The sequence below is a fragment of the Enterobacter sp. LU1 genome, from assembly GCF_008271405.2.
GTDB classification, from domain to species: domain Bacteria; phylum Pseudomonadota; class Gammaproteobacteria; order Enterobacterales; family Enterobacteriaceae; genus Enterobacter; species Enterobacter hormaechei_C.
Map to the genome: position 1 here is coordinate 3,064,668 of NZ_CP043438.2, position 24,330 is coordinate 3,088,997.

The 24,330-nt window shown below is 60.1% G+C and carries 22 protein-coding genes; 8 read left to right on the forward strand and 14 right to left on the reverse strand.

Annotated features, from left to right (window positions below):
• Entirely contained in the window at nucleotides 1-1,353 is a 1,353-nt protein-coding gene (gene glpT, locus FZF21_RS14605) for a glycerol-3-phosphate transporter (RefSeq protein ID WP_149121263.1), read from the reverse strand.
• A 250-nt stretch (nucleotides 1,354-1,603) separates the two neighbouring features.
• On the opposite strand from glpT, the gene glpA reads away from it, so the two are divergent.
• Genes glpA through glpC form a run of 3 tightly spaced genes read left to right on the forward strand, consistent with a single transcriptional unit; the run spans nucleotide 1,604 to nucleotide 5,626 of the window.
• Nucleotides 1,604-3,232: an anaerobic glycerol-3-phosphate dehydrogenase subunit A gene (gene glpA / locus FZF21_RS14610; protein ID WP_047737439.1), complete on the forward strand. Its 1,629-nt coding sequence runs from the start codon at nucleotides 1,604-1,606 to the stop codon at nucleotides 3,230-3,232.
• Nucleotides 3,222-4,439: a glycerol-3-phosphate dehydrogenase subunit GlpB gene (glpB, locus tag FZF21_RS14615; RefSeq protein ID WP_017693018.1), complete on the forward strand. Its 1,218-nt coding sequence runs from the start codon at nucleotides 3,222-3,224 to the stop codon at nucleotides 4,437-4,439. The genes glpA and glpB overlap by 11 nt, the downstream gene beginning before the upstream one ends.
• Nucleotides 4,436-5,626, forward strand: coding sequence for an anaerobic glycerol-3-phosphate dehydrogenase subunit GlpC (gene glpC, locus FZF21_RS14620; RefSeq protein ID WP_045141706.1), 1,191 nt, complete (start codon nucleotides 4,436-4,438; stop codon nucleotides 5,624-5,626). The genes glpB and glpC overlap by 4 nt, the downstream gene beginning before the upstream one ends.
• Nucleotides 5,627-5,657: 31 nt before the next feature.
• Here the strand turns inward: glpC and FZF21_RS14625 are convergent, their stop codons facing one another.
• The 4 genes from FZF21_RS14625 to tctD all read right to left on the reverse strand — a co-directional run bounded on the left by FZF21_RS14625 (nucleotide 5,658) and on the right by tctD (nucleotide 9,694).
• A complete protein-coding gene (locus tag FZF21_RS14625) occupies nucleotides 5,658-6,857 on the reverse strand; it encodes a nicotinamide mononucleotide deamidase-related protein YfaY (RefSeq protein WP_047737441.1) in 1,200 nt (399 codons plus the stop codon).
• Nucleotides 6,858-6,951: 94 nt separating this feature from the next.
• Nucleotides 6,952-7,494, reverse strand: a complete 543-nt coding sequence (locus FZF21_RS14630; protein ID WP_003859436.1) for a YfaZ family outer membrane protein — start codon at nucleotides 7,492-7,494, stop codon at nucleotides 6,952-6,954.
• Nucleotides 7,495-7,623: 129 nt separating this feature from the next.
• Nucleotides 7,624-9,033 carry a sensor histidine kinase gene (locus FZF21_RS14635; protein ID WP_047737444.1) on the reverse strand — a complete coding sequence of 470 codons (1,410 nt, stop codon included), beginning with the start codon at nucleotides 9,031-9,033 and terminating at the stop codon, nucleotides 7,624-7,626.
• Nucleotides 9,020-9,694, reverse strand: coding sequence for a transcriptional regulator TctD (gene tctD / locus FZF21_RS14640; protein ID WP_006811361.1), 675 nt, complete (start codon nucleotides 9,692-9,694; stop codon nucleotides 9,020-9,022). Before tctD ends, FZF21_RS14635 begins: the two co-directional genes overlap by 14 nt.
• Before the next feature lie 152 nt (nucleotides 9,695-9,846).
• Here tctD and FZF21_RS14645 point away from each other — a divergent pair, with 152 nt between their 5' ends.
• From FZF21_RS14645 to FZF21_RS14655, 3 genes are read left to right on the forward strand one after another with little or no spacing between them, the layout of a single operon-like run.
• Nucleotides 9,847-10,827 carry a tripartite tricarboxylate transporter substrate binding protein gene (locus FZF21_RS14645; RefSeq protein WP_006811363.1) on the forward strand — a complete coding sequence of 327 codons (981 nt, stop codon included), beginning with the start codon at nucleotides 9,847-9,849 and terminating at the stop codon, nucleotides 10,825-10,827.
• Nucleotides 10,828-10,838: 11 nt separating this feature from the next.
• Nucleotides 10,839-11,270 (forward strand): tripartite tricarboxylate transporter TctB family protein, encoded by a 432-nt coding sequence (locus tag FZF21_RS14650; RefSeq protein WP_149121262.1) that lies wholly within the window; start codon nucleotides 10,839-10,841, stop codon nucleotides 11,268-11,270.
• Nucleotides 11,271-11,281: 11 nt separating this feature from the next.
• Complete coding sequence (locus FZF21_RS14655; RefSeq protein ID WP_047737447.1) at nucleotides 11,282-12,796, forward strand: tripartite tricarboxylate transporter permease; 1,515 nt, start codon at nucleotides 11,282-11,284, stop codon at nucleotides 12,794-12,796.
• Here the strand turns inward: FZF21_RS14655 and menE are convergent, their stop codons facing one another.
• The 8 genes from menE to FZF21_RS14695 form a co-directional block, all read right to left on the reverse strand.
• Nucleotides 12,797-14,158 carry an o-succinylbenzoate--CoA ligase gene (gene menE / locus FZF21_RS14660; protein WP_047737450.1) on the reverse strand — a complete coding sequence of 454 codons (1,362 nt, stop codon included), beginning with the start codon at nucleotides 14,156-14,158 and terminating at the stop codon, nucleotides 12,797-12,799. It abuts the gene before it with no gap.
• On the reverse strand, nucleotides 14,155-15,120 hold the full coding sequence (gene menC, locus FZF21_RS14665) for an o-succinylbenzoate synthase (RefSeq protein WP_045338078.1): 966 nt from the start codon (nucleotides 15,118-15,120) through the stop codon (nucleotides 14,155-14,157). Before menC ends, menE begins: the two co-directional genes overlap by 4 nt.
• Nucleotides 15,120-15,977 (reverse strand): 1,4-dihydroxy-2-naphthoyl-CoA synthase, encoded by an 858-nt coding sequence (gene menB, locus FZF21_RS14670; RefSeq protein ID WP_003859452.1) that lies wholly within the window; start codon nucleotides 15,975-15,977, stop codon nucleotides 15,120-15,122. Before menB ends, menC begins: the two co-directional genes overlap by 1 nt.
• Nucleotides 15,974-16,750, reverse strand: coding sequence for a 2-succinyl-6-hydroxy-2,4-cyclohexadiene-1-carboxylate synthase (gene menH / locus FZF21_RS14675; RefSeq protein WP_017693009.1), 777 nt, complete (start codon nucleotides 16,748-16,750; stop codon nucleotides 15,974-15,976). Before menH ends, menB begins: the two co-directional genes overlap by 4 nt.
• Nucleotides 16,747-18,417 carry a 2-succinyl-5-enolpyruvyl-6-hydroxy-3-cyclohexene-1-carboxylic-acid synthase gene (menD, locus tag FZF21_RS14680; protein WP_063946218.1) on the reverse strand — a complete coding sequence of 557 codons (1,671 nt, stop codon included), beginning with the start codon at nucleotides 18,415-18,417 and terminating at the stop codon, nucleotides 16,747-16,749. Before menD ends, menH begins: the two co-directional genes overlap by 4 nt.
• Before the next feature lie 88 nt (nucleotides 18,418-18,505).
• Entirely contained in the window at nucleotides 18,506-19,801 is a 1,296-nt protein-coding gene (gene menF / locus FZF21_RS14685) for an isochorismate synthase MenF (RefSeq protein ID WP_017693007.1), read from the reverse strand.
• Nucleotides 19,802-19,887: 86 nt separating this feature from the next.
• Complete coding sequence (gene elaB, locus FZF21_RS14690) at nucleotides 19,888-20,193, reverse strand: stress response protein ElaB (protein ID WP_017693006.1); 306 nt, start codon at nucleotides 20,191-20,193, stop codon at nucleotides 19,888-19,890.
• Nucleotides 20,194-20,243: 50 nt separating this feature from the next.
• Nucleotides 20,244-20,708: a GNAT family N-acetyltransferase gene (locus FZF21_RS14695; RefSeq protein WP_023295084.1), complete on the reverse strand. Its 465-nt coding sequence runs from the start codon at nucleotides 20,706-20,708 to the stop codon at nucleotides 20,244-20,246.
• A gap of 71 nt (nucleotides 20,709-20,779) precedes the next feature.
• On the opposite strand from FZF21_RS14695, the gene rbn reads away from it, so the two are divergent.
• Together rbn and FZF21_RS14705 are read left to right on the forward strand one after the other, a co-directional pair.
• Nucleotides 20,780-21,697: a ribonuclease BN gene (rbn, locus tag FZF21_RS14700; RefSeq protein ID WP_015572275.1), complete on the forward strand. Its 918-nt coding sequence runs from the start codon at nucleotides 20,780-20,782 to the stop codon at nucleotides 21,695-21,697.
• 64 nt (nucleotides 21,698-21,761) lie between these two features.
• The gene (locus FZF21_RS14705; protein ID WP_015572274.1) at nucleotides 21,762-22,766 is read left to right on the forward strand and encodes a chemotaxis protein; all 1,005 of its coding nucleotides are present in this window, start codon (nucleotides 21,762-21,764) and stop codon (nucleotides 22,764-22,766) included.
• Nucleotides 22,767-22,871: 105 nt separating this feature from the next.
• On the opposite strand, the gene nuoN is transcribed toward FZF21_RS14705, so the two are convergent.
• Nucleotides 22,872-24,329: an NADH-quinone oxidoreductase subunit NuoN gene (gene nuoN, locus FZF21_RS14710; protein WP_015572273.1), complete on the reverse strand. Its 1,458-nt coding sequence runs from the start codon at nucleotides 24,327-24,329 to the stop codon at nucleotides 22,872-22,874.
• Nucleotide 24,330 lies beyond the last annotated feature (1 nt).

Consider the following 24,330-nt stretch of genomic DNA (forward strand, 5'->3'; position numbering starts at 1 on the left):
TTATTGACGACGCGCCAGCACTTCGGCGTGGTGACGTTTTTCACCAATCATCACAACAACCAGCAGCAGAACAGCCAGCACGCTGCCGCCAATCATCACCATAAAGCCGCCGTCCCAGCCGAAGAAGTCGACGGTGTAACCGACGATGGCACTTGCCGCCACTGAACCGCCGAGGTAGCCAAACAGACCGGTAAAGCCTGCCGCCGTGCCTGCCGCTTTCTTCGGCGCCAGCTCCAGGGCATGCAGACCAATCAGCATAACCGGACCATAAATCAGGAAGCCGATGACGATCATACAGGCCATATCCACACCCGGATTCCCCGGCGGGTTAAGCCAGTAAACGACCGTCGCGATGGTGACCAGCGTCATAAAGAACACGCCCGTCGCCCCACGGTTGCCCTTAAACACTTTGTCCGACATCCAGCCACAGATCAGCGTGCCGGGAATGCCAGCGTATTCATACAGGAAATAAGCCCAGGAGGATTTATCCAGCGCGAAGTGCTTCACCTCTTTCAGGTAGGTTGGCGACCAGTCGAGAATGCCGTAACGCAGCAGGTAGACAAATACGTTTGCCACCGCGATGTACCACAGCAGCTTGTTCGGCAGCACGTACTTCATGAAGATCTGCTTTGCCGTCAGCTCTTCTTCGTGCTTCTCGCTGTAATCATCCGGGTAGTCGTTTTTGTACTCTTCAATCGGCGGCAGGCCGCAGGACTGTGGGGTGTCGCGCATCAGAGCGAGAGCGATAATCGCCACCAGAATGGCGCCAAAGGCTGGCATATAGAGCGCGGCATGCCAGTCGTTGAACCAGGCCATCCCCAGCAGGAACAGCAGCGGCGGAAGCCCGCCCCCGACGTTATGTGCGCAGTTCCACACAGATACAATTCCACCACGCTCTTTCTGTGACCACCAGTGAACCATGGTGCGTCCGCATGGCGGCCACCCCATCCCCTGGAACCAGCCGCAGAGGAACAGCAGCACGAACATGATGGCAATGCTGGAGGTCGCCCACGGCACAAAGCCCATGAACAGCATCACCGCTGCCGCGAGGATCAGGCCGGCGGGCAGGAACACGCGCGGATTCGAACGATCCGACACCGACCCCATAATGAACTTCGAAAAACCGTACGCGATGGAGATCCCCGACAGCGCAAATCCCAGATCGCCGCGAGAGAAGCCCTGCTCCACCAGGTACGGCATGGCGAGCGCAAAGTTTTTACGTACCAGATAGTACGCCGCATACCCGAAGAAGATCCCGAGGAAGATTTGCCAACGCAGACGGCGGTAGAGAGGATCAATCTCTGCCTCTGGCAGTCGCGCCCGATGTGGCGCAGGTTTAAAGATACTGAGCATAACAGCCTCCGTGGCCTTTCAAAAAATGACCGGGCATCTCGCGCCCGGCTACAGAGGCGGCGATGTTAAGAAATCACGGTGAATGTTACTGTGAATCAACGCACAGATTGTTACAGAAATATGACAGAATGCGCAAAAAAGCGCATGAAATCACGTTTCACTTTCGAATTTCGCGCGTTTATGTTCGAAATCAAACAAACCACACGATCAATGTGGCTAAATGCTAAAAAACGAACATAGAGGAAAGGCAATGACAATTCACGATCCACGCTTCAGCGATGTGATTATCATTGGCGGTGGCGCGACGGGTGCCGGCATCGCACGCGACTGCGCCCTGCGGGGATTGAGCGTCACGCTTCTGGAACGCCACGATATCGCCACCGGCGCGACGGGACGTAATCACGGTCTGTTGCACAGCGGCGCCCGCTATGCGGTCACTGACGCTGAGTCAGCACGCGAGTGTATCGCTGAAAACCAGATCCTCAGGGGCATCGCTCGCCACTGCGTTGAACCGACCAACGGTCTTTTTATCACCCTTCCAGAAGATGACCTCGGCTTTCAGCAAACCTTTATCACCGCCTGCACGGCGGCAGGCATTCAGGCCGAGGCGATCGATCCTGCGCAGGCGCGCCGTCTTGAACCCTCGGTAAACCCGGCGTTACTGGGCGCGGTAAAAGTACCGGACGGAACCGTTGATCCTTTCCGCCTGACCGCCGCCAATATGCTCGACGCGCGGGAACATGGCGCCCGGATCCTGACCGGGCATCACGTCACCGGGCTTATTCGTGAAGGTAATAGCGTGCGCGGGGTGCGCGTGTTTGATGCGCAGTACAATGAACACCGCGAGCTGTATGCCGCCGTCGTGGTCAACGCGGCGGGGATCTGGGGCCAGCGCATCGCGGAATACGCGGACCTGTCGGTGCGCATGTTCCCGGCGAAAGGCTCGCTGCTGATCCTCGACCACCGCATCAATAACCATGTCATCAACCGCTGCCGTAAACCGTCCGACGCCGATATCCTCGTGCCGGGGGACACCATTTCGTTAATCGGCACGACCTCAATGCATGTGGACTACAGCGAAATTGATTACAACCGCGTCACCGCAGAAGAGGTGGATATCCTGCTGCGCGAAGGGGAAAAGCTGGCCCCGGTGATGGCGCAGACGCGTATTCTGCGTGCCTACGCGGGCGTGCGTCCCCTTGTCGCCAGCGATAACGATCCGAGCGGGCGTAACGTCAGCCGCGGCATCGTGCTGCTCGATCACGCCGAACGTGACGGCATGGACGGGTTTATCACCATTACCGGCGGCAAGCTGATGACCTACCGGCTGATGGCCCAGTGGGCCACCGATGCCGTCTGCCGTAAGCTCGGCAACACCGCACCGTGCGTGACGGCGGAACAGGCTCTGCCCGGCTCGCAGCAAACGACAGAAAAAACGCTGCACAAAATCATTTCACTCCCTGCCCCGCTTCGCGGTTCAGCGATTTACCGCCACGGCGACCGCACCCCAACCTGGCTCGGTGAAGGGGGACTCAGCCGCAGCCTGGTGTGCGAATGCGAAGCCGTGACCGCAGGCGAGGTGCAGTATGCCGTGGAAAACCTGACGGTGAACAACCTGCTCGATTTACGCCGCCGCACGCGCGTCGGGATGGGCACCTGTCAGGGGGAACTGTGCGCCTGCCGTGCCGCCGGGCTGCTGCAACGTTTTCACGCCACCACGTCAACCCAGTCGCTTGCCCAGCTCAGCGATTTTTTAAACGAGCGCTGGAAAGGCATTCAGCCCGTCGCCTGGGGCGATGCCCTGCGCGAAAGCGAGTTTACCCGCTGGGTCTATCAGGGGCTTTGCGGTCTGGAGAAGGAGCACAACCATGAAATTTGATACCGTGATTGTGGGTGGGGGACTGGCGGGCCTGCTGTGCGGCCTCAAACTGACGCAGCGGGGTCTGCGCTGCGCCATTGTCACTCGCGGTCAGAGTGCCCTGCACTTCTCTTCCGGCTCGCTGGATTTACTGGGCGCGCTATCGTTCGCCGATCTGCCGCCTGAACATCCCTACCGCCTGACGGGCGCAGAGAATATGGCCCGCTTTGCCTGCGAAACCGAACACCTGCTCACCACCTGCGGCGCACGCATGCAGGGTGACGCCGAGCAAAATCATCAGCGCGTCACGCCGCTCGGCACCCTGCGCGCCGCCTGGCTTAGCCCGGAAGAGGTGCCTGTCGCCCCCATCGCTGCCGAGCGCGTGCGGGTGGTGGGGATCAGCGGCTTCCTCGATTTCCAGCCGCATCTGGCCGCCGCGTCTCTCAGACAGCAGGGTGTTCAGGTGGATACGGCGGAGATTGATCTCCCCGAACTCGACGTGTTGCGCGAAAACCCCAGCGAGTTTCGTGCGGTGAACATTGCCCGCCTGCTGGATAATGAAAGTTACTGGCCGCAGCTGTACGCGGCGCTTCAACCGCTCGGCGAGACCTGCGACGCCCTGTTTATGCCCGCCTGTTTTGGCTTAACGGACAACCGGCTCTGGCGCTGGCTCTCGGCGCGCCTGCCCTGTACGCTCGGTTTACTGCCGACGCTCCCCCCTTCCGTGCCCGGCATTCGTCTGCACACCCAGCTTCAGCGTCAGTTTGTTGCCCAGGGTGGCGTCTGGATGGCAGGCGACGAGGTGAAAAAAATCATCCTGGCTGAGGGCGCGGTAAGCGAAATCTGGACCCGCAACCACGGCGACATCCCGCTTCGCGCACGCTTTACGGTGCTGGCAAGCGGCAGTTTCTTCAGTAACGGTCTGCTGAGCAGCCGGGATGGCGTGCGTGAGGCGATCCTCGGTCTGGACGTCCGGCAAAGCGCTTCCCGCGCGGACTGGTATCAAAGCGATTTCTTCACCCCGCAGCCCTGGCAGCAGTTCGGCGTCATCGTCGACAGCCAACTGCGCCCGCGGCTGGGCGGGGAACCGGTTGAAAATCTTTACGCCATCGGCTCGGTTCTGGGCGGGTACGATCCCGTGGCGCAGGGCTGCGGTGGCGGCGTCTGCGCCGTCACTGCGCTGCATGTCGCGGAGCAGATTATCCAGCGCAGGGAGGGAGCACAATGAACGACACCCGATTTGAAAGCTGTATCAAATGCACGGTCTGCACCACGGTTTGCCCGGTCAGCGGCGTCGATCCGCGCTATCCCGGCCCGAAACAGGCCGGTCCCGACGGGGAGCGTCTGCGCCTGAAGGATGGCGCGCTCTACGACGAGGCGCTGAAATACTGCATCAACTGCAAACGCTGCGAAGTTGCCTGCCCGTCGGACGTGAAAATAGGCGATATCATCCAGCGCGCCCGCGCCCGCTACAGTACGCAAAAACCGACGCTGCGTGACGCGATACTGAGCCACACCGATCTGATGGGTAGCCTCTCGACGCCTTTCGCGCCGGTCGTCAATGCCGCCACCGCCCTGAAGCCGGTGCGCAGGCTGCTGGATGCGACGCTCAAAATCGACCATCACCGCAGTCTGCCGAAATATTCTCACGGCACCTTCCGCCGCTGGTTTAAATCCGTGGCGGCAGAACAGGCGCAGTTCTCTGAGCAGGTCGCCTTCTTCCACGGCTGCTACGTGAACTACAACCATCCGCAGCTGGGGAAAGACCTGCTGAAAGTCCTGAACGCCATGGGAACGGGCGTTCAGCTGCTGAGCAAAGAAAAGTGCTGCGGCGTTCCGCTGATTGCCAACGGCTTCATCGACAAAGCGCGCAAGCAGGCGAGCAGCAACGTCACCTCTTTACGTGAGGCGATCGTCGACAAAGGGATACCGGTACTGGCGACGTCGTCAACCTGTACCTTCACGCTGCGCGATGAATATCCGCATCTGCTGGAGGTGGATAACACCGGCCTGCGCGAGCACATTGAGCTGGCGACCCGTTTTCTCTGGCGCAAACTGGACAGCGGGCAGACGTTACCGCTGGGCAAATTGCCGCTGAAGGTGGTGTATCACACGCCATGTCATATGGAGAAGATGGGCTGGTCGATCTATACGCTTGAGCTGCTGCGGCTGATCCCCGGGCTGGAGCTGACGGTGCTGGACTCACGCTGCTGCGGCATCGCAGGCACGTACGGCTTCAAGCGTGAAAACTACCCAACGTCACAGGCCATTGGCGCGCCGCTGTTCCGGCAGATTGAAGAGAGCGGCGCAGATATCGTGGTGACGGACTGCGAAACCTGCAAGTGGCAGATCGAGATGTCCACCAGCAAACGCTGTGAACATCCCATTACCTTGCTGGCAAAAGCGCTGGCGTAACCGTTGCCGGGGACACGGCCCCGGCACACTCTCACTCCACGAACAGCGATTCGACGACGTTGATCCAGCCGTGCTCGCTGGCGACCTCTTTCCCGTTCAGCCAGCGGCGCAGCATGTTCAGTGCCATCATCGCGTACACCTCCTGACGCACGGCCAGGCTGTGGCGGGTAATGCTCATCCTGACCCGCAGGGCGTGCGTCCCTTCCGGCGTTGCAAGGGCAAAGTTGAGATGCTCCTCATCCAGCCCGCCCACAAACAGCGCCAGCCCGGCGAAATGCTTCACTCTGCGCTCGGACGCCCAGCGCGCGGTCTGCGCCAGCGTCTCCTGCTGGAACGGCACCACTTCACTGGCCAGCAGCGGCGCACCCGCCCGGGTAAGCTGAAGCGCCAGAAGCCCACCGGTAAACTGCTCGCTTAACGTCACGCTCAGCTGGCGGGACTGCAAATGCGCTGCGATCTGCGCCGGCAGCCCTTCCGTTCCTTCGAAAATCAGGCTTTCCCCGGCGACGCGCTGCACTTCCGGCCACAGCGCCAGCATGGCGGCTTTCTCTGACGCCGGTCCGGTCAGCTTCAGTTCAATAATCGGCATGGAGGAGCGATAGCCCATCGACACGCCAGGAGGCAGTTGCAGGTGATCGAGGCTCTGGGCCAGATCGCTTTCCGAGCGACCAAAGGTGGTCAGACGCAGGCACAGCGGCGGTTCAGGCAGCGTAAAGCGCGCGCGCAGGCGCGGCAGGATCTGCTGCTCGACCATCACTTTAAATTCCGACGGGACGCCCGGGGTGAAGAACATCAGGCAGCGGTTCAGCTGAACGGCAAACCCGCAGGCGGTGCCGACCGGGTTATCAATCAGTTCCGCGCTGGCGGGAATTTCAGCCTGCTTGCGGTTGCTGGGGGCCATCACGCGGCCACGCCCGGAGAAAAAGCGCTCCATCTGTGCCAGCCACGCCTCGTGCAGAACCAGGCCTTCGCCTTTGGCCGTGGCGGCGGCCAGCGCGCTGAGATCGTCGCTGGTGGGTCCCAGCCCGCCGTTCACAATCAGCACGTCGCAGCGTTCGCTGCGCTCGCGCAGAACGTTGACCAGCGACTCAAGATTGTCACCTACGGTGTTGCGGCGCGTTAACGGTAATCCTTGCTCAAAGAAGAGATCGGCGAGCCAGGCGGCATTGGTATCAATGATTTGCCCATGCAGCACTTCGTCGCCAGTGGATAACATTTCCACATTTATCATTGTGTTCTCCCATTTCAATGGTCAAAACACTATAGCGCAATCGAAGACCGGGGGAAGAGAGAAACTGGCGCGACTGAACGCCGCGCCGAGAGGATTAGAAACCGGCGCTCACGCCGACGTACGGACCGTCTGCCAGGGCGTTGTCGCGGTTGCCGTCTTTACCGGCCAGGTTCAGATAGCGATAGCCCGCTTCGATGGTGATCGGACGCATGATGGTCCAGCGCGCGCCGGCATTAGCTTCCTGATAGCTGTCGATACCGCTGGAGAGGGAATCCGGGGAGTAGTAGTACTCACCGAACAGGCCAAAGCTGTCGCCAATTTTCCACTGCAAGCCGCCACCCACTGCCGCCGCGTAGCCTTCGTCGCCGTCGTTCGGGTTGGTGTAAATGCCTTTACCGCCGACGGTCGCCAGGAAGGGACCCAACGGCACGTTGAAGCCGAGGCCCAGGCTTGCCGCATCCCCATCGTCGTCGTTGTGCGTCCAGCCGCCGGTCATTGCCAGGCCTGCGCTATCCGTGCCAAGACCAAAGCCCAGATGGGTATAATCTTGTCCCGCCGAGCCGTTGAAGGAAATTGCGTTTGCCGCTGCTGAAACAAACATCAGGCCGCTTAAGCCCATTAATGCCACTTTTTTCATTGTCGTGATCCAGCACAATTTATTCAGAGATGTCCAAAAACCGCGAGATTTTAACCTGACTGCCTGTGTGATCAATGGACTCCGCGTGCGGCGGGCAATTAGTTTGTAACGATTTGATAATATCGGCATTTATACCAGCATCAGAAAGCGCATTTTCACGCTCAGCCCACCCAGATTTTCACTGGGCATCAGCTGAAGATGGCTGCGGTGCAGGCGGGCAATATCGTTAGCCAGCGCCAGGCCAATGCCGGACCCGGCGGCATCGCCCACGTTATCCAGCCGATGAAACGGCAGCATGGCCTGGGAGATCTGGTCTTCAGCAATGCCCGGTCCGCTGTCCTCCACGCTCAGCTCAACGGCATCGTTAGCCGTGCGCAGGTACACCGTCACGACGCCCTGCTCCGGCGTGTATTTGATCGCGTTCTCCAGCAGATTGGCGCAAAGTTCGCCCAGCAGCACGTCATCCCCCTCAATCATTACCGGCTGCTGTACGCCGTCATAACCGAGATCGATACCCTTACTTCGCGCCTGCGCCAGCCGGGAAAAGCAGCAGTTTTGCACCACCTGTACCAGATCGACAGGCGCAAACTGTCGCTCCCCCTGCTCTTTTCGCTTCACCGCCGAAAGCTGCAACAGCCTTTCCGTCAGCACGATGGTGTTATCCAGCGTGACGTTCATCGCCCGTAAGCTCTCCTGCCACAGCGCCGGATCGTCACGCGTCAGGGCAACCGATACCTGGGTTTTCAGCACCGCCAGCGGCGTTTTGAGCTGGTGTGAGGCGTCGGCATTAAAGCGCGCCTGCCGCGAAAGCACGCCGCGCAACCTGTCGATATAGCGGTTAAATGCCACAATCAGCAGCCGCGTTTCCGACCAGGGCAGCAGCTCCGGCAGCGGGGCCAGCAGCCCGGGCTCACGGCGCACCATCAGCGAAGAGAGCTGCCGCATCGGGCGCAGCACGCGACGCAGCAGCCAGGCGGTCAGGACCAGCGTCAGCAGCACCAGCAGCCCCTGCGACACGAGCGAGGAAAACAGCAGCTGAGTGGCCAGATAGCGCCGCGACTGCAACGTTTCGGCGACGTAGATCTCCGCCATCCCGAACACACTGTCCTCGTTAACCGGCTGGAGCAGCTTAGCCACGCGGATCGCCTGCCCGCGATACTCGGTATGATAAAACCACGCCAGCGCCGGATAGTGTGTAGTGCGCGACGTGGAGGGAGGCATATTCGGCAGATCGTCGTAGCCGGAGATCGTCCGCCCGTCAGGGTCCACGACCTTGTAATAGAGGCGATCGTTCATGTTCAGCTCGAAGCTGTCGAGCACGACCCAGGGCACGTTCACCTGGAGCTTGCCGTTGTGCACCACCAGCCGCTCTGACACCGTGCGCGCCGAGGATAACAGCGTGCGGTCATAGGCCTGCGTCGCCGCCTGTAACGCGCTAACGTAGCTGTTAAAGGCTGACAGCCCCCATAACAGCAGCAGCGGCAAACCCAGAAAAAGCAAAAGTTGCAGGTAAAGCGACTGCGGCTTAACCCACCTCATCGCCGCACTCCAGCACGTAGCCCAGCCCCCGGAGGGTAATGATCCGCACCCCGCTGCCGGTCAGCTTCTTACGCAGGCGGTGAATATAGAGATCGATGCTCTCGGGGCTGACGTCGTCGTTCAGGCTGAATACCTGGTCGAAAAGCTGTTGCCGGGAGACGGGACGGGTCCGGCGGTGCATCAGCACCTTCAGCAAAGAGAGTTCGCGCGGCGTGAGGGAAAGGGGTTCATCGCGCAGCAGAAAAAAGCCTTCATCATCGTACTCCAGCTCTCCCAGCCGCTGGCGCTCCTGGGTTCGTCCTTCGCTGCGGCGCAGCAGCGCGCGCAGGCGGGCATCAAGCTCCTCCAGCTCGAACGGTTTCGGCAGGTAGTCATCCGCCCCGGCATTCAGCCCCTTCACCCTGTCTGCCACGTTGCTGCGGGCGGTAAGAAACAGCACCGGCAGCGTCTGCCCGCGCTTTCTCAGGCGATGCACCACCTCCAGCCCGTCGAAGCCGGGCATACCGATATCAAGGATCGCGACGGCATAGTTTTCTCCCTGCAAAAGATGATCGGCCGCCCGTCCATCATTGACGCAATCCACGGCAAATCCGTTTTGTACCAGCGCTTTTTCCAGCCAGTGAGCCAGCTCACGATTATCTTCCGCGAGTAAGAGACGCATATCACATCCTGTAAAGTTGGTGTCGCAGTGAAAGGGAAATGAAAGGTTATTGTTTTAACAATCACGCAACGGAACCGCTACAAGGTGGTTCACATAATCAGAAAAAATACACCCGTACCCGTACTCCCGGTTCTCCGGCGTGAGGATAAACGATGAAAAAACAATTACTTTCTACCCTTGCTGCAAGCGTATTGCTGTTGAGTGCCTCTGTCGTCCAGGCGCAGGACGCGCCATCCCGTACCGAATGTATCGCCCCGGCCAAACCCGGCGGCGGCTTCGACCTGACCTGCAAGCTGATTCAGGTCAGCCTGCTGGAGACGAAGGCCATTGAAAAACCGATGCGCGTCACCTACATGCCCGGCGGCGTGGGCGCGGTAGCCTATAACGCCATCGTCGCGCAGCGCCCTGCCGAAGCGGGCACCGTGGTGGCCTTCTCCGGCGGTTCGCTGCTAAACCTGTCGCAGGGGAAATTTGGTCGTTATGACGTGAATGACGTGCGCTGGCTCGCCACCGTAGGCACCGATTACGGCATGATCGCCGTGCGCGCGGACTCCCCGTGGAAATCCCTGAAAGATCTGCTGACCGCCATGGAAAAAGATCCGAACAGCGTGGTCATTGGCGCGGGCGCCTCTATCGGCAGCCAGGACTGGATGAAAGCCGCGCTGCTGGCGCAGCAGGCCAAAGTGGATCCGCACAAGATGCGTTACGTGGCCTTTGAAGGCGGCGGCGAGCCGGTGACGGCGCTGATGGGCAATCACGTCCAGGCGGTATCGGGCGATCTCAGCGAAATGGTGCCCTACCTGAGCGGGGATAAGATCCGCGTGCTGGCGGTCTTCTCGGAAAACCGTCTGCCGGGCCAGCTGGCAGACGTCCCAACCGCTAAAGAGCAGGGTTATAACCTGGTCTGGCCGATCATCCGCGGCTTCTTCGTCGGGCCAAAAGTGACCGACGCCGAGTACCAGTGGTGGGTGGATACCTTCGCAAAACTTCAGCAAACCGAGGAGTTCAAAAAACAGCGCGATCTGCGCGGGCTGTTTGAGTTCAACCTGAACGGCAAGCAGCTGGACGAGTATGTCAAAAAACAGGTGAATGACTACCGAGAACAGGCGAAAGCCTTTGGTCTGGCGAAATAACCGGAGGCGCTATGAGCGATCGCATTTTTGCCGGGATATGGCTGCTGCTCTGCATTGGCGGCATGTTCGTCGCCTGGCAGATCCACAGCGAATACAGCTATGAACCCGTGGGGCCACGCCCCTTCCCCGTCGGCATTGTCGGCCTGATGCTGCTCTGTTCGGTGGCGCTGCTGCTGCGCCATCCGGATACCGTGGAGTGGCCGCCACGCCGTACGCTGCAACGTCTGCTGGTAATGGTAATTGTCCTGCTGATGTATGCGTGGGGCTTTGAGTGGCTCGGCTTCCCGATTGCCACCGCCCTGCTGACGATGGTGATTGGCATACTGTTTAACGCCTCGCTGCCTGCGGCGGGGATCTCCGGGGTCGTACTGGGCATTTTACTCTGGTACGCCTTCGACTGCCTGCTGGACGTGACCCTGCCGCTCGGCGCATGGTTTAACTAACGGAGCACGCTATGGATACCTGGATCTATCTCTCTCAGGGGTTCGCGGTAGCGATGACCCCGGAAAACCTGGTGATCGCCCTGATCGGCTGTTTCGTCGGGACCATCGTCGGCCTGCTGCCGGGCCTTGGCCCTATCAACGGCGTGGCGATTTTACTGCCGCTGGCCTTTGCGCTGCACCTGCCTGCGGAATCGGCGCTGATCCTGCTGGCGACGGTCTATATCGGCTGCGAATACGGGGGGCGTATTTCCTCGATTCTGCTTAACGTGCCCGGTGATGCCGCCGCCATTATGACCGCGCTGGATGGCTACCCGATGGCGCAGCAGGGGCGCGGCGGCGTGGCGCTCTCTATTTCTGCCGTCAGCTCGTTCTTTGGCTCCATGATCGCCATTGGCGGCATCATCCTCTTCGCCCCGGCGCTGGCCCAGTGGTCGCTGGCGTTTGGTCCGGCCGAGTATTTTGCCCTGATGGTGTTCGCCATCGCCTGTCTCGGCAGCATGATGGCGCAGAATCCGCTGAAGTCGTTTTTGTCTGCGTTGATTGGCCTCAGTCTGGCGACCGTCGGCGTGGATGCCAACACCGGGGTTTATCGTTTTACCTTCGACAGCGTTCATCTCTCCGACGGCGTGCAGTTTATCGTCGTGGTGATTGGTCTGTTCTCTGTCTCAGAAATCTTACTGATGCTGGAGCATACCAGCAGCGGGAAGACGCTGGTGCGTAAAACCGGACGTATGCTCTTTAATGCCAAAGAGGGGGCGCAGTGTATTGGCGCCACCCTGCGTTCGTCGGTGATCGGTTTCTTCGTCGGCATTCTGCCCGGCGCGGGGGCTACTATCGCCAGCGCTATCACCTACATGACCGAGAAAAAGCTGAGCGGTAACAGCGACAGCTTCGGCAAAGGCGATATCCGCGGCGTGGCGGCGCCGGAGGCGGCGAATAACGCCTCGGCCTGCGGCTCGTTTATCCCGATGCTGACCCTCGGCGTGCCGGGCTCCGGCACCACGGCGGTAATGATGGGCGCGCTGACGCTCTATAACATCACCCCGGGTCCGGCGATGTTTACCGAGCAGCCCGATATCGTCTGGGGTTTAATTGCCGCCCTGCTGATCGCCAACGTGATGTTGCTGGTAATGAACATCCCGCTGATCGGCCTGTTCACCCGCATGCTGACCATTCCCCTGTGGTTCCTGGTCCCGGCCATCGCCGCCGTCTCTGCGGTTGGGGTGTACGCGGTGCACAGCACCACCTTCGACCTGGTGTTGATGGTGCTGCTCGGCGTGCTGGGCTACATTCTGCGCAAGATGCACTTCCCGATGTCGCCGCTGATTTTAGGGTTTGTGCTGGGGGAAATGCTGGAGCAGAACCTGCGCCGCGCCCTCTCCATCAGCAATGGCAACATGGGGATCCTGTGGGAGAGCAGCGTGACGAAGATCCTGCTGGCAATGGCGATTATGGTGATTGTCGTGCCGCCGGTGCTGCGCTGGATCCGCCGACGCCAGCACAAACCGCAGCCGGATATCGGTTGATTAGCCCCTCAACAGGGCATTGACCCACTGCTTTAACGCCTGGCGGGAGATTTTAATCCCGCCATTTTTCAGTTCTGACGGCAGCGCCAGCCAGTGTACCGGCTGCTCAAAGCGCGCCAGCCTGCCCTGAACCCACTCCGGCAGCAGCGTGATATCCGTGCCCGGCTCGCATTCCACTACCGCCACCGGACGTTGCCCGTACTCGGCATCATCCAGCGGAACGACAAACGCCTGGCTTACCTGCGGATGCGTGGCGATAACGCGCTCCAGCGCTTCGGGCTGGATCCCTTCTCCACCGCTGAAAAAGAGATTGTCCATTCGGCCCAGAATGGTCAGGCGTCCGTCATGCCACTCGCCGCGATCGCGGGTGGCAAACCAGCCCTGCTCATTGACCAGCGGCAATAATGCGCCGTCTCGCCAGTAGCCCGCCGCCATGCTTTCCGCCCGGAGCCAGACTTCACCGTTCACCACCCGAACGTCTCTGCCCGGCAGCGCGCTGCCCACGTCCGGCGCGCCGTCGGCCTCTTTGGCGCAGACGGTGGAGGCGAACTCGGTCAGACCGTAGCCGCAGAACGTACGGATCCCCTGCTCACGCGCATGTTCGGTCAGCGCAACGGGGATTTCCGCCCCGCCGAGCAGCACGGCTTTCAGCGCGACGGGATGGTGTGAATTAAGCAGCCGCCACAGCTGCGTTGGCACCAGCGAGGCGTGGGTACAGCCCTGTAGCGCCTGCTCCAGCGGCTGTTTTTCACGCACGGTGAGACGGCCTCCGCCCTGCAACCAGCGCCACAAAATCCCCTGACCGGAGACGTGAAACAGCGGCAGAGAGAGCAGCCAGTCGTCGCTACCGCCGTAAGGCATCAGCGCCAGCACGCCCTTTGCGCTGGCAAGGTGGGCGGCACAGGTGTGCACCGCCGCTTTCGGCAAGCCGGTGGAGCCAGAGGTGAGCGTCATTGAGGCCAGCCGTTCTGCCCGCCACGTGACGCCGCCCTGCCCCTCGCCCTCTCTTAATACCAGACCGGGCAGACCGTCATACTCACCGTTAAGCACCAGCGCAAAGCGCAGGGTCATCTGCGGCAGGAGGACGTCCAGCAGCGGACGGGGAAGCTGAGGGTTCACCGGCAAAATGCGGGCACCGCACTGAAGCAGCGCCAGCCAGGCCAGCAGGGTCTGCGGGTGGTTGTGGGCGAGCAGCATGACGCCGTCACCGTCCGTAACGCCCTGAGACTGAAAACCGGCTGCGAGACGATCGATACGCTCGCCCAGCTGAGACCAGCTGAGCGTTACATCGTCTAAACGCAGCGCGGGTTTATTGGCACGCCGGGTGCGCCAGTGCCGCCACGGCCAGTCGGTAAAACTCATCGCAATGGCTCCAGCGCCCCGACGTCGAGGCACTGCAAGGTGCTGCCAGGCCACTGACGAATCAACTGGGCCTGCATCAGGTTTAGCGTATCGAGACCGGGAACGGTGTCCGGCGTTAACCATGCAGCGATGCGCGCCAGCTGCGTCAGGCCGAGGCTGGATTCGATGGATGAACTGATCACCGCCGTCAGCCCTGCGGCATGGGCCGCCGCAACCTGCTCGCGCACCTTGTCGAGGCTGCCGGTCAGCGTTGGCTTAATCACCACGGCCCTGACGCCCGGCTCGGCGGCAAACGCGAAATCGGCTTCGCGCAGGCTCTCATCCCAGGCGATGGCAATGCCGGTTTCCCGGGCAAAGGCGCGCGAGTCGTCGCGCGTTTTGCACGGCTCTTCGAGAAACGCGATGCGGCTGCGGTACGCCGGGTTGACGTACTTCGCAAACTGTTGCGCCCTGAGCGGCGTCCAGGCGCGGTTGGCGTCCAGGCGCAGGTGTAGATCGGGAATGGCTTCCAGTAACAGGTTAACCACCATTCCGTCGCGCACTGCTTCGTACAGGCCAACCTTTATTTTCGCCACCTTCTCGCCAGGCATCGCGGAAAGGAGCGCGAAAAGTTCATCCGGATCGCCGGTACAGAGCGGCGCGGCGCAATAGTTCGCCGCGTCCGGTAAACTGCCGTCCAGCTCTGCCAGCGCACAGCTGATGCCGAACGCGGCGGAAGGAACGTCCGGCAGCGCCGGAGCTGCTCCCTCATGCCATTCGTACGTCCAGGCCATCAGCGCAGCCTGCGCCTCGTCCGGCGTTTCCAGGCTAAAGCCCGGAAGCGGGGCGATTTCGCCCCACCCTTCCCGCTCGCCCTGCCGGAGATGCACGAAAAAGCCGTCACGGGTTTTTAACCGCCGTTCACGCAGCACCACGCCCGCGTCCATCGGTATCTGCCAGCGGTAAACCTGCGCGCAACGCATTACGGGTTCCGTTTGTATTTGCTGAAGTCCGGCTGGCGTTTTTCGTTGAACGCGTTGCGCCCTTCCTGACCCTCTTCGGTCATATAGAACAGCATGGTGGCGTTACCTGCCAGCTCCTGAAGGCCCGCCTGACCGTCACAGTCGGCGTTGAGGGCCGCTTTCAGGCAGCGCAGCGCCATTGGGCTGTTTTGCAGCATTTCGCGACACCAGCGCACGGTCTCTTTTTCCAGATCGGCGATCGGCACCACGGTGTTAACCAGCCCCATATCCAGCGCTTCCTGGGCGTTGTACTGACGGCACAGGAACCAGATTTCGCGGGCTTTTTTCTGACCGACAATGCGCGCCATATAGGACGCGCCCCAGCCGCCGTCGAAAGAGCCGACTTTCGGGCCAGTCTGACCGAAAATGGCATTTTCCGCCGCGATCGTCAGGTCACACATCATGTGCAGCACGTGACCGCCGCCGATGGAATACCCTGCCACCATCGCGACCACCGGTTTTGGACAGGTGCGGATCTGGCGCTGGAAATCCAGCACGTTCAGGTGGTGCGTGCCCGCATCATCCTGGTATCCGCCGTAGTCACCGCGGACTTTCTGATCGCCGCCGGAGCAGAAGGCTTTCTCCCCTTCCCCGGTGAGGATGATGACGCCGATAGTGTCGTCGTAGCGGGCATCCGCCAGCGCCTGGATCATCTCTTTTACGGTCAGCGGACGAAATGCGTTGCGCACCTGTGGACGGTTGATAGTAATTTTGGCGATACCATCGGCGGATTTGTGGTAACGAATGTCGGTGTAGCCTTCGGAGCAGTCCTGCCATTCAACCGGCGCGTAAAGCATGTGTTCATCAGGATAGATCATAGCGTGTCCTTTGTTCGATAACGCAGTATCTGAGCCAGACTCGCGGCAACCGCGTCCGGGTTGTCCCGGTGGGCGTTGTGTCCGGCGTGAGGGATAGCATGACGCGTGGCGTTAATTTCAGCGGCGATAGCTGCAAACTTCCCGTCACGTTCGCCATAGAGATAGTCAAAAGAAAAATCACGCGCGATGAGCGCGGGACGTAAATCAGGCTGAACGGCAAGCGAGGTGGCCTCCAGCATCTCTGCCAGCCTCGGGCCGTTGTTCCGGCTGCGCAGCGCGATCAGCGCCCTGCGCTGATCATCCGTAAGTGAGGCAAAGACCGGCTGTTGATACCAGTCGGCAAAGACGGCCTCCAGCGGCTCACTGCGAAACCGTGACGCCCAGCGGCGGTCAGAGATCAGCCGGGCCTGGCGCGCATCGGCGTCTTGCAGGCCCGGGTGTCCACCTTCCACAATCACCCCGTCTAACCCCGCAGGATGCTGGCAGGCATGGAACATCGCAATGCGGCCGCCGAGGGAGTACCCCACGAGCCAGTATCTTAGTATGTTGTAACTAACAAGGGTATGCGAGAGCAATTCACTTACCTCTGCAAACCCCGTCACGCCCGTATCCGCTGAACCACCGTGCCCAGGCAGGTCAAGGTAGAGCCGGGGGTAGTCATGCAGCGACGCCCCGACAGCCTGCCACTCGCGACAGTCGCCGGAAAAACCGTGCAGGAAAACCAGCCAGGGGTAGCCTGGTTTTCCTGGCTGGGAGAGGCCTGCGAGGATCACAGGTGACTCACCTGCGCAAGCAGATGTTGCAGCTTCTGCGCGCCGTCAGCATCGTTTACCACCAGCTCAATCAGCGTCGCGCCAGGCTGCCGCCAGGCGGTGTTCAGCGCCGTCTCCAGCGCGTCCCAGTTTTCCGGGCGATGGTACTTGAGGCTGAACATGGCGGCGGCGTGTTCGAACTGCACGTTTTGCGGCATCAGATAGAAGCGCTCACGCTCGCTTTGCGGCGTCGGCAGCAACGAGAAAATCTGCCCGCCGTTATTGTTCACAACAATCAGCACGAACGGGGCCGACGCCTGACGCAGGAGCGCCAGCGCGTTGAGATCGTAGAGGGCTGAGAGATCCCCCACAATCGCCAGCGTGGATTTCGCGCTGGCCCGCTGTACGCCAGCGGCTGTGGAGATCAGGCCGTCAATGCCGCTCGCGCCCCGGTTGCTGTACACCGGATAACCCGCCGGCAGCTGCGAAAAGGCGTCAATCAGGCGCACCACCAGGCTGTTACCGACAAAAAGTTGTCCCTGCTCGGGAAGATATTTGCGGATACGGTGCGCAAGCCCGGCTTCACTGAACGCCTCGCACTGCGTTTTGGTGAGTTCCCACGCCTGACGTGACAGCGCCGGGATCTCCACCGCCCAGGGTTTGCGTTTTTCCGCCGGATGCAATTCCAGCCAGCTGTCAATATCGCTCACCAGGCGGCGGCCACGATGGTGCGCCGGGTCAAGGCGTCCTTCGAGCGGGTCCACCAGCCAGTACTCTTCAGGCGTACAGGTGGCCTGCCACTGGAGCTGACGCTTCCCCGTCAGGCTCGATCCCAGCTGGACGACAATCTGCGCCTGCGCCAGCTCGGTAACCGCTTTCGCGTTACCCAGCCAGAGGTCGGCGCAGGGCAGCGGCTGGCCCGTCTGGGAAAGCACGTCACCAATCAGCGGCCAGCCAAGCGTTTGTGCCCACTCCGCCGCCAGCTTGCCTTCCGCCGCACTCATCCGCCCGGCAATCACCACGCCGCGCTTCTGGCGCCAGAAGAACCAGTCGCGCTGTTTTGCGCTTTCCAGATGCGTCTGCTCGCGCAGCCAGGGTTTTTCGCTCTCCCACCAGTCTCCCAGCTGCTGTTGCCAGACGAGGCCAGTATCGTTCATTTCACCGTACAGCGGCTCGGCAAACGGGCAGTTAATGTGCAGCCCGCCGCTGCGCAGTGCGTTCATGGCGTGGTCGAGGGTTGAGACCAGCCAGCTGGCGGGAATATCCTGGGTGGGGCGCGGCAACGAGACCGTCTGTGAAGGATGCGAGGCAAAAATGCCAGGCTGACGAATCGCCTGGTTAGCGCCGCAGTCAATAAGTTCCGGGGGACGGTCGGCAGTGAGTAATATCAGCTTTTCGCCGGTTAATCCCGCTTCTATCAGCGCCGGATAGAGGTTCGCCACCGCCGTGCCGGAGGTGACTATCACCGCCACGGGCGCTTTGCTGACTTTCGCCAGCCCGAGCGCCAGATGGCCCAGACCCCGCTCATCAAAATGGGTGTGGTGAATAAAAGCCCGGTTTTCCGCGGCAGCAAGGGTGAGCGGCGTGGAGCGAGAGCCCGGGGCAATACACACATGCCTGACACCATGACGGGTCAGGGCTTCAAGGATCACCGCCGCCCAGCGTCGGTTAAAAGAACTTACTGACATGAGATTGTCCAGTATCAAGAATGCGACACAGTATAAATAATAGAAAAAGTCAGAATTTTGATATGAATCGGGATTGCACGAATCAGTATTAATCCCTTAGGAGAAGGGAACGCAGCCCGGCGGCCTTGTTTTCGATCTCCTGCCACTCCTGCTCCGGATCGGAACCGCTGACGATGCCCGCCCCCGCATAAAGACGCAGCGCAGCGTCGTGAACGCGGGCGGAGCGTAATGCCACACAGAATTCGCTTTGATCGCGCGATAAATAGCCCGCCGACCCGGCGTACCACTCCCGGTCAAACGGCTCCACTTTCGCAATAAATTCTCGCGCCGCCTGTCGCGGCAGCCCGGCCACCGCCGCCGTCGGTTGCAGAATATGCAGGCACTGCTCGTCGTCAGGCTGTTTAAGTTCGGTCCAGATACAGCGACGTAAATGCTGCACCTTGCGCAGACGCAGCACCTGCGCAGGCAGGATCTCCAGCGTCCGGGTATGGTGCTGAAGACGCTGGCAGATATCTTCCACCACCAGCATATTTTCCCGCTGATTTTTGTCGTCGTTCATCAGCCAGTCGCCCAGACGCTGAGCCTGCTTATCGTCAGAATGGCTGGCGACGGTGCCTGCCAGCGCTTCAGTGCGCAGCAGCGTGCCGCGTCGCCGCCACAGGCGTTCAGGCGTCGAGCCGAGGAAAGCGTTGCTGGCGTCAAAGACCATACAAAAATGATAGCAGTTGAGGTTTAGCGCGCGGCTGGCAGCCATCAGCGCGATGGCGTTCACGGGCTGCTGGCAATGCACGTCTGTAGCACGTGCGAGGACCACTTTCTCAAAATCGCCGCGAGCAAGGGTATCCGTCGCCTGACGAATCAACGCCAGCCATTCCGGTTTTTCCGGATGATGGGTTTCCTGCACAATCTGCACGGACAACGGGCGGATCGGCGCGGCGTCGCGCAGGTTATCGACAAAATTCAGCGCCTCACGGGCATCTTCCCGCAGCGACGTTTCGCTCCACAGTTGCAGACGCAGCGTGGCGACCCCGCCAGACCGTCGCCAGAGAAGGCGCGGTAAAAACAACTTGCCCTGCGCCGGGTTGAAGGCGTTCAGGCCGCAGATACGGGTGTCATTGGCTACGTCGTGGGTGTGCAAAAACCGCGAGGCCGAGGCCAGAGAATCAAAATGGGCGAGGCTTCCGAGCGCGGCAAGTTCTTCATCGCCGCTGCGCTGTTGCCAGTAAAACTGAGGATAGCATCGCTGCACACCGAGCCAGGCCAGCGGATCGAAGGCGTCGTTTAACGGGAAAGAGACATCGAAATGGCGTAAACCGGGTGTAGCTGGCAATGCTTGCGCAAGCTGAGTACGCAGGCTTTGCAGCGCGAGGAAAATCGAGTGCACGCGAACCTCTCCCTGTTAAAGCCTTATATTATACGGGGTACTGACGATAAATAGCAGTACCCACGTGTAGGGAGTGGTTTACCGGCTTAACGACGGGCTAACAGCAGACCCAGCACCAGCCCTACGGCCGCACCGACCCCAATGCCCTGCCACGGTTTTTCATGCACATAATCGTCGGCACGATAAACCGCCTGTTTGGCGCGGTAGTAGTAATTGTCGGAGGCGTTACTGACGCGGTTTTTCACGTCATGCAGCGCCTGCTCGGCGCGGGCTTTGAGCTCAATGTACTTCTGATCGGCAGGATCGCCTGAAGAGCGCAGCACTTCTTCCAGCGTTTCGCTTAGCAGCGTCAGGTCGTCGTCGACTCGGGTATCCCAGGATTGAAATGACATATTTTTCTCCATGTTAGTACACCAGTCCGGTAACTATAGACAACGTATTGCTATTGCGCCTGTTTCGCTTCGCGTGCCATGCCGATGTGTGGGATGCCGTCTTCGTCGTAAATGTCCGTGACCGGGGTAAAACCAAAATGGCCATAGAATGATTGCAAATGCGCCTGCGCGCCCAGGTATAACGCCTTGTCCGGCCACTGTTTCTGGCATGCGTCCAGCGTTTTTTCCATCAGCTGATAGCCCAGCTTTTCACCGCGCGCGCGGCCGCTGATAATGACGCGGCCAATGACGACAGGGTCAAAATCCTCTTCGCTTTTCAGAATCCTCGCATACGCCACCAGCTCGTTATCGCGCCAGCCGAGGATGTGCCGGTTCTCGCCGATCAGGTCATCGCCGTCGATATCCTGATACGGGCAGGTTTGTTCAACCACAAAGACTTCGCAGCGCAGCTTGAGCAGGGCGTAGAGTGAATGCACGGTCAGTTCGCTGTGGTGTAGATCTTGCCACTGGATCATGTGTTTCTCCTTCCTGGGGTTCATCACGTTATACTAAACCCCTTCCCATTCGGCAAAGGGCTGATTGCGTTATGGAACTGATTTTTCTGGGTACGTCCGCCGGGGTGCCAACCCGCTCACGAAACGTGACGGCGATTCTGCTGGATCTTAAGCATCCTACCCGGGGTGGGCTGTGGCTGTTTGACTGCGGCGAGGGTACGCAACATCAGCTGCTGCATACCTCATACCACCCGGGGAAAGTGGATAAAATATTTATCACCCATCTGCACGGCGACCATCTGTTTGGCCTGCCGGGCCTGCTGTGCAGCCGTTCGATGGCCGGTAACGCTAACCCGCTGACCATTTATGGCCCCGCGGGTATTCAGGAATTCGTTGAAACCACGCTGCGCCTGAGCGGCTCGTGGACCGATTATCCGCTGGAGGTGTTAGAGATCGGCGAGGGTCTGGTGTTCGATGACGGAGATTACCTGGTGCGCGCTTACCCGCTTAACCATCCGGTGGAATGCTACGGCTATCGCGTTGAGGAGCATGACAAGCCCGGGGCGCTGAACGCCGCCGCGTTGCAGGCTGATGGGGTGAAACCAGGCCCGCTGTTCCAGCGTCTGAAGCACGGCGAGACCGTCACGCTGGAAGACGGGCGCGTCATCAACGGTCAGGATTACCTCGCCCCACCGCAGCCGGGCAAAAAACTGGCTATTTTTGGGGATACCGCCCCCTGCCCTTCGGCGCTCAGGCTTGCCAGAGGTGTAGATGTGATGGTGCATGAGGCGACGCTGGAAGCGGCGATGGAAGAAAAAGCCAACAGCCGGGGGCACAGCTCAACGCGTCAGGCGGCGCAGCTGGCACGTGAGGCTGGCGTCCGGAAACTGATTGTCACTCACGTCAGCTCACGCTATGACGTCCGCGGCGCTGAAAGCCTGCTGGCAGAGTGCCGGGAAGTATTTCCGGCATGCGAGCTGGCGGAAGATTTTGCTCAGGTCAGCGTTTAGTCCTTCATTTTTCCCTCAGCGTGCCGATAACGATTAAAAGGCCAGCATTTCTCTTGAGGGTAGAATGGATAATTTCCAGAAAGATATTGATGACAGGGCGAACCTGACCCTGTCCAACCGTTTTGAACTGTTGCTGTTCCGTCTTGGCACCTCTCTGAACGAAAATAAATCCGAGCTGTTCGGCATCAACGTATTCAAATTGCGCGAAATTGTGCCGATGCCGACCTTCACCAAACCGGCGGGAATGAAGTCTCCGCTAATGGGGATGGTGAACATTCGCGACCAGGTGATCCCGGTGATCGATCTGGCCGCCGTCGCCGGCTGCAAACCAGCCACCGGGCTGAACATCCTGCTGATCACCGAATATGCCCGCAGCGTGCAGGCGTTTGCCGTAGAATCGGTGGAAAACATCATGCGTCTGGACTGGAAGCAGGTGCACGCCGCGGAAACCGCCGTCAGCGGTCGCTACATCACCAGCATTGCCTGTCTGGACGAGAAGACCGATACCAACGATCTGGCGATGGTGCTGGACGTGGAGCAGATCCTGTACGACATCACCCCGGCGAACCACGATCTGCACGCCACCCATCTGGAAACCACCAAATTCAACATCAAGCCTGGCTCTGTCGCGATTGTTGCAGAAGATTCAAAAGTAGCGCGCTCAATGCTGGAGAAGGGATTGCAGGCGATGGAGATCCCGGCCCAGCTGCATATCACCGGCAAAGACGCGTGGGAGAAAATCACTCAGCTGGCCGCGCAGGCACAGGCCGAGGGCGTTCCCGTTACCGATAAGATTGCCCTGGTATTAACCGACCTCGAAATGCCGGAGATGGACGGATTTACGCTGACGCGAAAAATCAAATCCGACCCGGTACTGAAAGATATTCCGGTGGTGATCCACTCGTCTCTTTCCGGCAACGCGAACGAAGATCATATTCGCAAAGTGAAGGCGGACGGCTATGTGGCGAAGTTTGAGCTGAACGAGCTGTCGTCGGTAATTGAAGAGGTGCTGGACCGCTCGATGAAGAAGATTGAAGGGCCGTTGATTAGCCGCAAGCAGCTGGCTTAGTCGGGTGGCGCTACGCTTACCCGACCTACAAAACCCGTAGGCCCTGCAAGCGTAGCGCCGCTGGGCAATAAAAAAGGCAACTTTCGTTGCCTTTTTGCTTTCACCTTACATCAGCGGCATCGCGCGCTGCACGATATCAATCAGCGGCTGCGGATAGATACCGAAGATCAGCACCAGCAGCGCGGAGATCAGCACCACGATACCGCCGGCGCTATACTGCCAGTTGGACGGCGCATCGCGGTTGAGCTGCTGAGGCGCGCTCAGGTACAGGCTCACGGCAACGCGCAGGTAGTAGTAGAGACCAATCGCGGAGCCGATAACGACACCCGCCGTCAGCCACCACAGACCCGCCTGCACACCGACGGCCAGCACGTAGAACTTACCGATAAAGCCCAGCGTCATCGGGATACCCGCCAGAGAGAGCATCATCACGGTCATTACCGCAGACAGAATCGGACGGTGCCAGAACAGACCACGGTAGGAGAACAGGGAATCCGCATCCGGGCCACGGTACGGGCTGGACATCAGGCTCACCACGCCGAACGCGCCGAGGCTGCTAAACAGGTAACCGGCCAGATAGACGCCCACAGTTTCCATCGACATCTCACCGCTTTGCAGCGCAATCAGCGCCACCAGCAGGTAACCCAGATGGGAGATAGAGGAGTAGCCCAGCAGACGCTTGATGTTGGTCTGGCTCAGCGCCATCAGGTTACCGAAGATGATGGACACGAACGCGATAATGCCCAGCACCACGCGGACCGCTTCGCTGTCACCCACCGGGGCGTACAGGAACAGACGCATGACCACACCGAAGATAGCGATTTTGCTCGCCGTCGCCAGGAAGGTCGAGACCGGTGCAGGGGCACCCTGGTATACGTCTGGCGTCCACAGGTGGAACGGAACCAGTGAAAGTTTAAATCCAAGGCCAACAATCATCATGCCCAGACCCGCCAGCAGCAGCGGCTCATGCATCATGCCGTCGCCAAGGCTCTTACCGAGCGCCATGAAGGAGAGATTACCCGTCTGTGCGTACAGCAGCGCGATACCAAACAGCAGGAACGACGACGCGGCAGCAGACAGGATCGTGTACTTGATTGCCGCTTCCAGAGAGCGCTTCTGGCGGAAAGCGTAACCAATCAGGCCGAATAGCGGGAGTGAGATCAGCTCAATACCGAGGAACAGCGCGGCCAGGTGGTTCGCGTTCGCCAGCAGAATACCGCCCAGTGCGGCAATCAGTACCAGCAGGTAAAACTCTTCTTTGTTGTCGTTGTAACCTTCGAGCCACGGGTACGCAAAGGTACAGGTTGCCAGGCTCGCCAGCAGCACCAGACCGGTGTAGAGCATGGCGTAACCGTCAACGCGCATCAGCGGCGTGACGTCCATCGCTCCCGCCTGGCCAACAAACCAGAGGGAAACTAACGCAGCGTTCAGACCCAGAACGGACAGGGTCGCATTCAGGAAGTGATTGCGTCGCCACGCAATGGAGAGCATCACAACCACCACCGTCAATCCGACGATCAGCAGCGGTAGCAGCGCGATCAGTTGTTGTGGAGTTATTGTCATG

What these genes read in the sequence shown, in the direction of transcription:
- glpB (WP_017693018.1), top strand. Translation starts at nt 3,222, where the DNA reads ATGAAATTTGATACCGTGATTGTGGGTGGGGGACTGGCGGGCCTGCTG.
- menB (WP_003859452.1), bottom strand. Translation starts at nt 15,977, where the DNA reads ATGATCTATCCTGATGAACACATGCTTTACGCGCCGGTTGAATGGCAG.
- FZF21_RS14635 (WP_047737444.1), bottom strand. Translation starts at nt 9,033, where the DNA reads ATGAGGTGGGTTAAGCCGCAGTCGCTTTACCTGCAACTTTTGCTTTTT.
- FZF21_RS14625 (WP_047737441.1), bottom strand. Translation starts at nt 6,857, where the DNA reads ATGATAAATGTGGAAATGTTATCCACTGGCGACGAAGTGCTGCATGGG.
- elaB (WP_017693006.1), bottom strand. Translation starts at nt 20,193, where the DNA reads ATGTCATTTCAATCCTGGGATACCCGAGTCGACGACGACCTGACGCTG.
- nuoN (WP_015572273.1), bottom strand. Translation starts at nt 24,329, where the DNA reads ATGACAATAACTCCACAACAACTGATCGCGCTGCTACCGCTGCTGATC.
- FZF21_RS14655 (WP_047737447.1), top strand. Translation starts at nt 11,282, where the DNA reads ATGGATACCTGGATCTATCTCTCTCAGGGGTTCGCGGTAGCGATGACC.
- glpC (WP_045141706.1), top strand. Translation starts at nt 4,436, where the DNA reads ATGAACGACACCCGATTTGAAAGCTGTATCAAATGCACGGTCTGCACC.
- FZF21_RS14645 (WP_006811363.1), top strand. Translation starts at nt 9,847, where the DNA reads ATGAAAAAACAATTACTTTCTACCCTTGCTGCAAGCGTATTGCTGTTG.
- FZF21_RS14705 (WP_015572274.1), top strand. Translation starts at nt 21,762, where the DNA reads ATGGATAATTTCCAGAAAGATATTGATGACAGGGCGAACCTGACCCTG.
- tctD (WP_006811361.1), bottom strand. Translation starts at nt 9,694, where the DNA reads ATGCGTCTCTTACTCGCGGAAGATAATCGTGAGCTGGCTCACTGGCTG.
- menE (WP_047737450.1), bottom strand. Translation starts at nt 14,158, where the DNA reads ATGAGTTTTACCGACTGGCCGTGGCGGCACTGGCGCACCCGGCGTGCC.
- FZF21_RS14630 (WP_003859436.1), bottom strand. Translation starts at nt 7,494, where the DNA reads ATGAAAAAAGTGGCATTAATGGGCTTAAGCGGCCTGATGTTTGTTTCA.
- rbn (WP_015572275.1), top strand. Translation starts at nt 20,780, where the DNA reads ATGGAACTGATTTTTCTGGGTACGTCCGCCGGGGTGCCAACCCGCTCA.
- FZF21_RS14695 (WP_023295084.1), bottom strand. Translation starts at nt 20,708, where the DNA reads ATGATCCAGTGGCAAGATCTACACCACAGCGAACTGACCGTGCATTCA.
- FZF21_RS14650 (WP_149121262.1), top strand. Translation starts at nt 10,839, where the DNA reads ATGAGCGATCGCATTTTTGCCGGGATATGGCTGCTGCTCTGCATTGGC.
- menC (WP_045338078.1), bottom strand. Translation starts at nt 15,120, where the DNA reads ATGCGTTGCGCGCAGGTTTACCGCTGGCAGATACCGATGGACGCGGGC.
- glpA (WP_047737439.1), top strand. Translation starts at nt 1,604, where the DNA reads ATGACAATTCACGATCCACGCTTCAGCGATGTGATTATCATTGGCGGT.
- glpT (WP_149121263.1), bottom strand. Translation starts at nt 1,353, where the DNA reads ATGCTCAGTATCTTTAAACCTGCGCCACATCGGGCGCGACTGCCAGAG.
- menD (WP_063946218.1), bottom strand. Translation starts at nt 18,417, where the DNA reads ATGTCAGTAAGTTCTTTTAACCGACGCTGGGCGGCGGTGATCCTTGAA.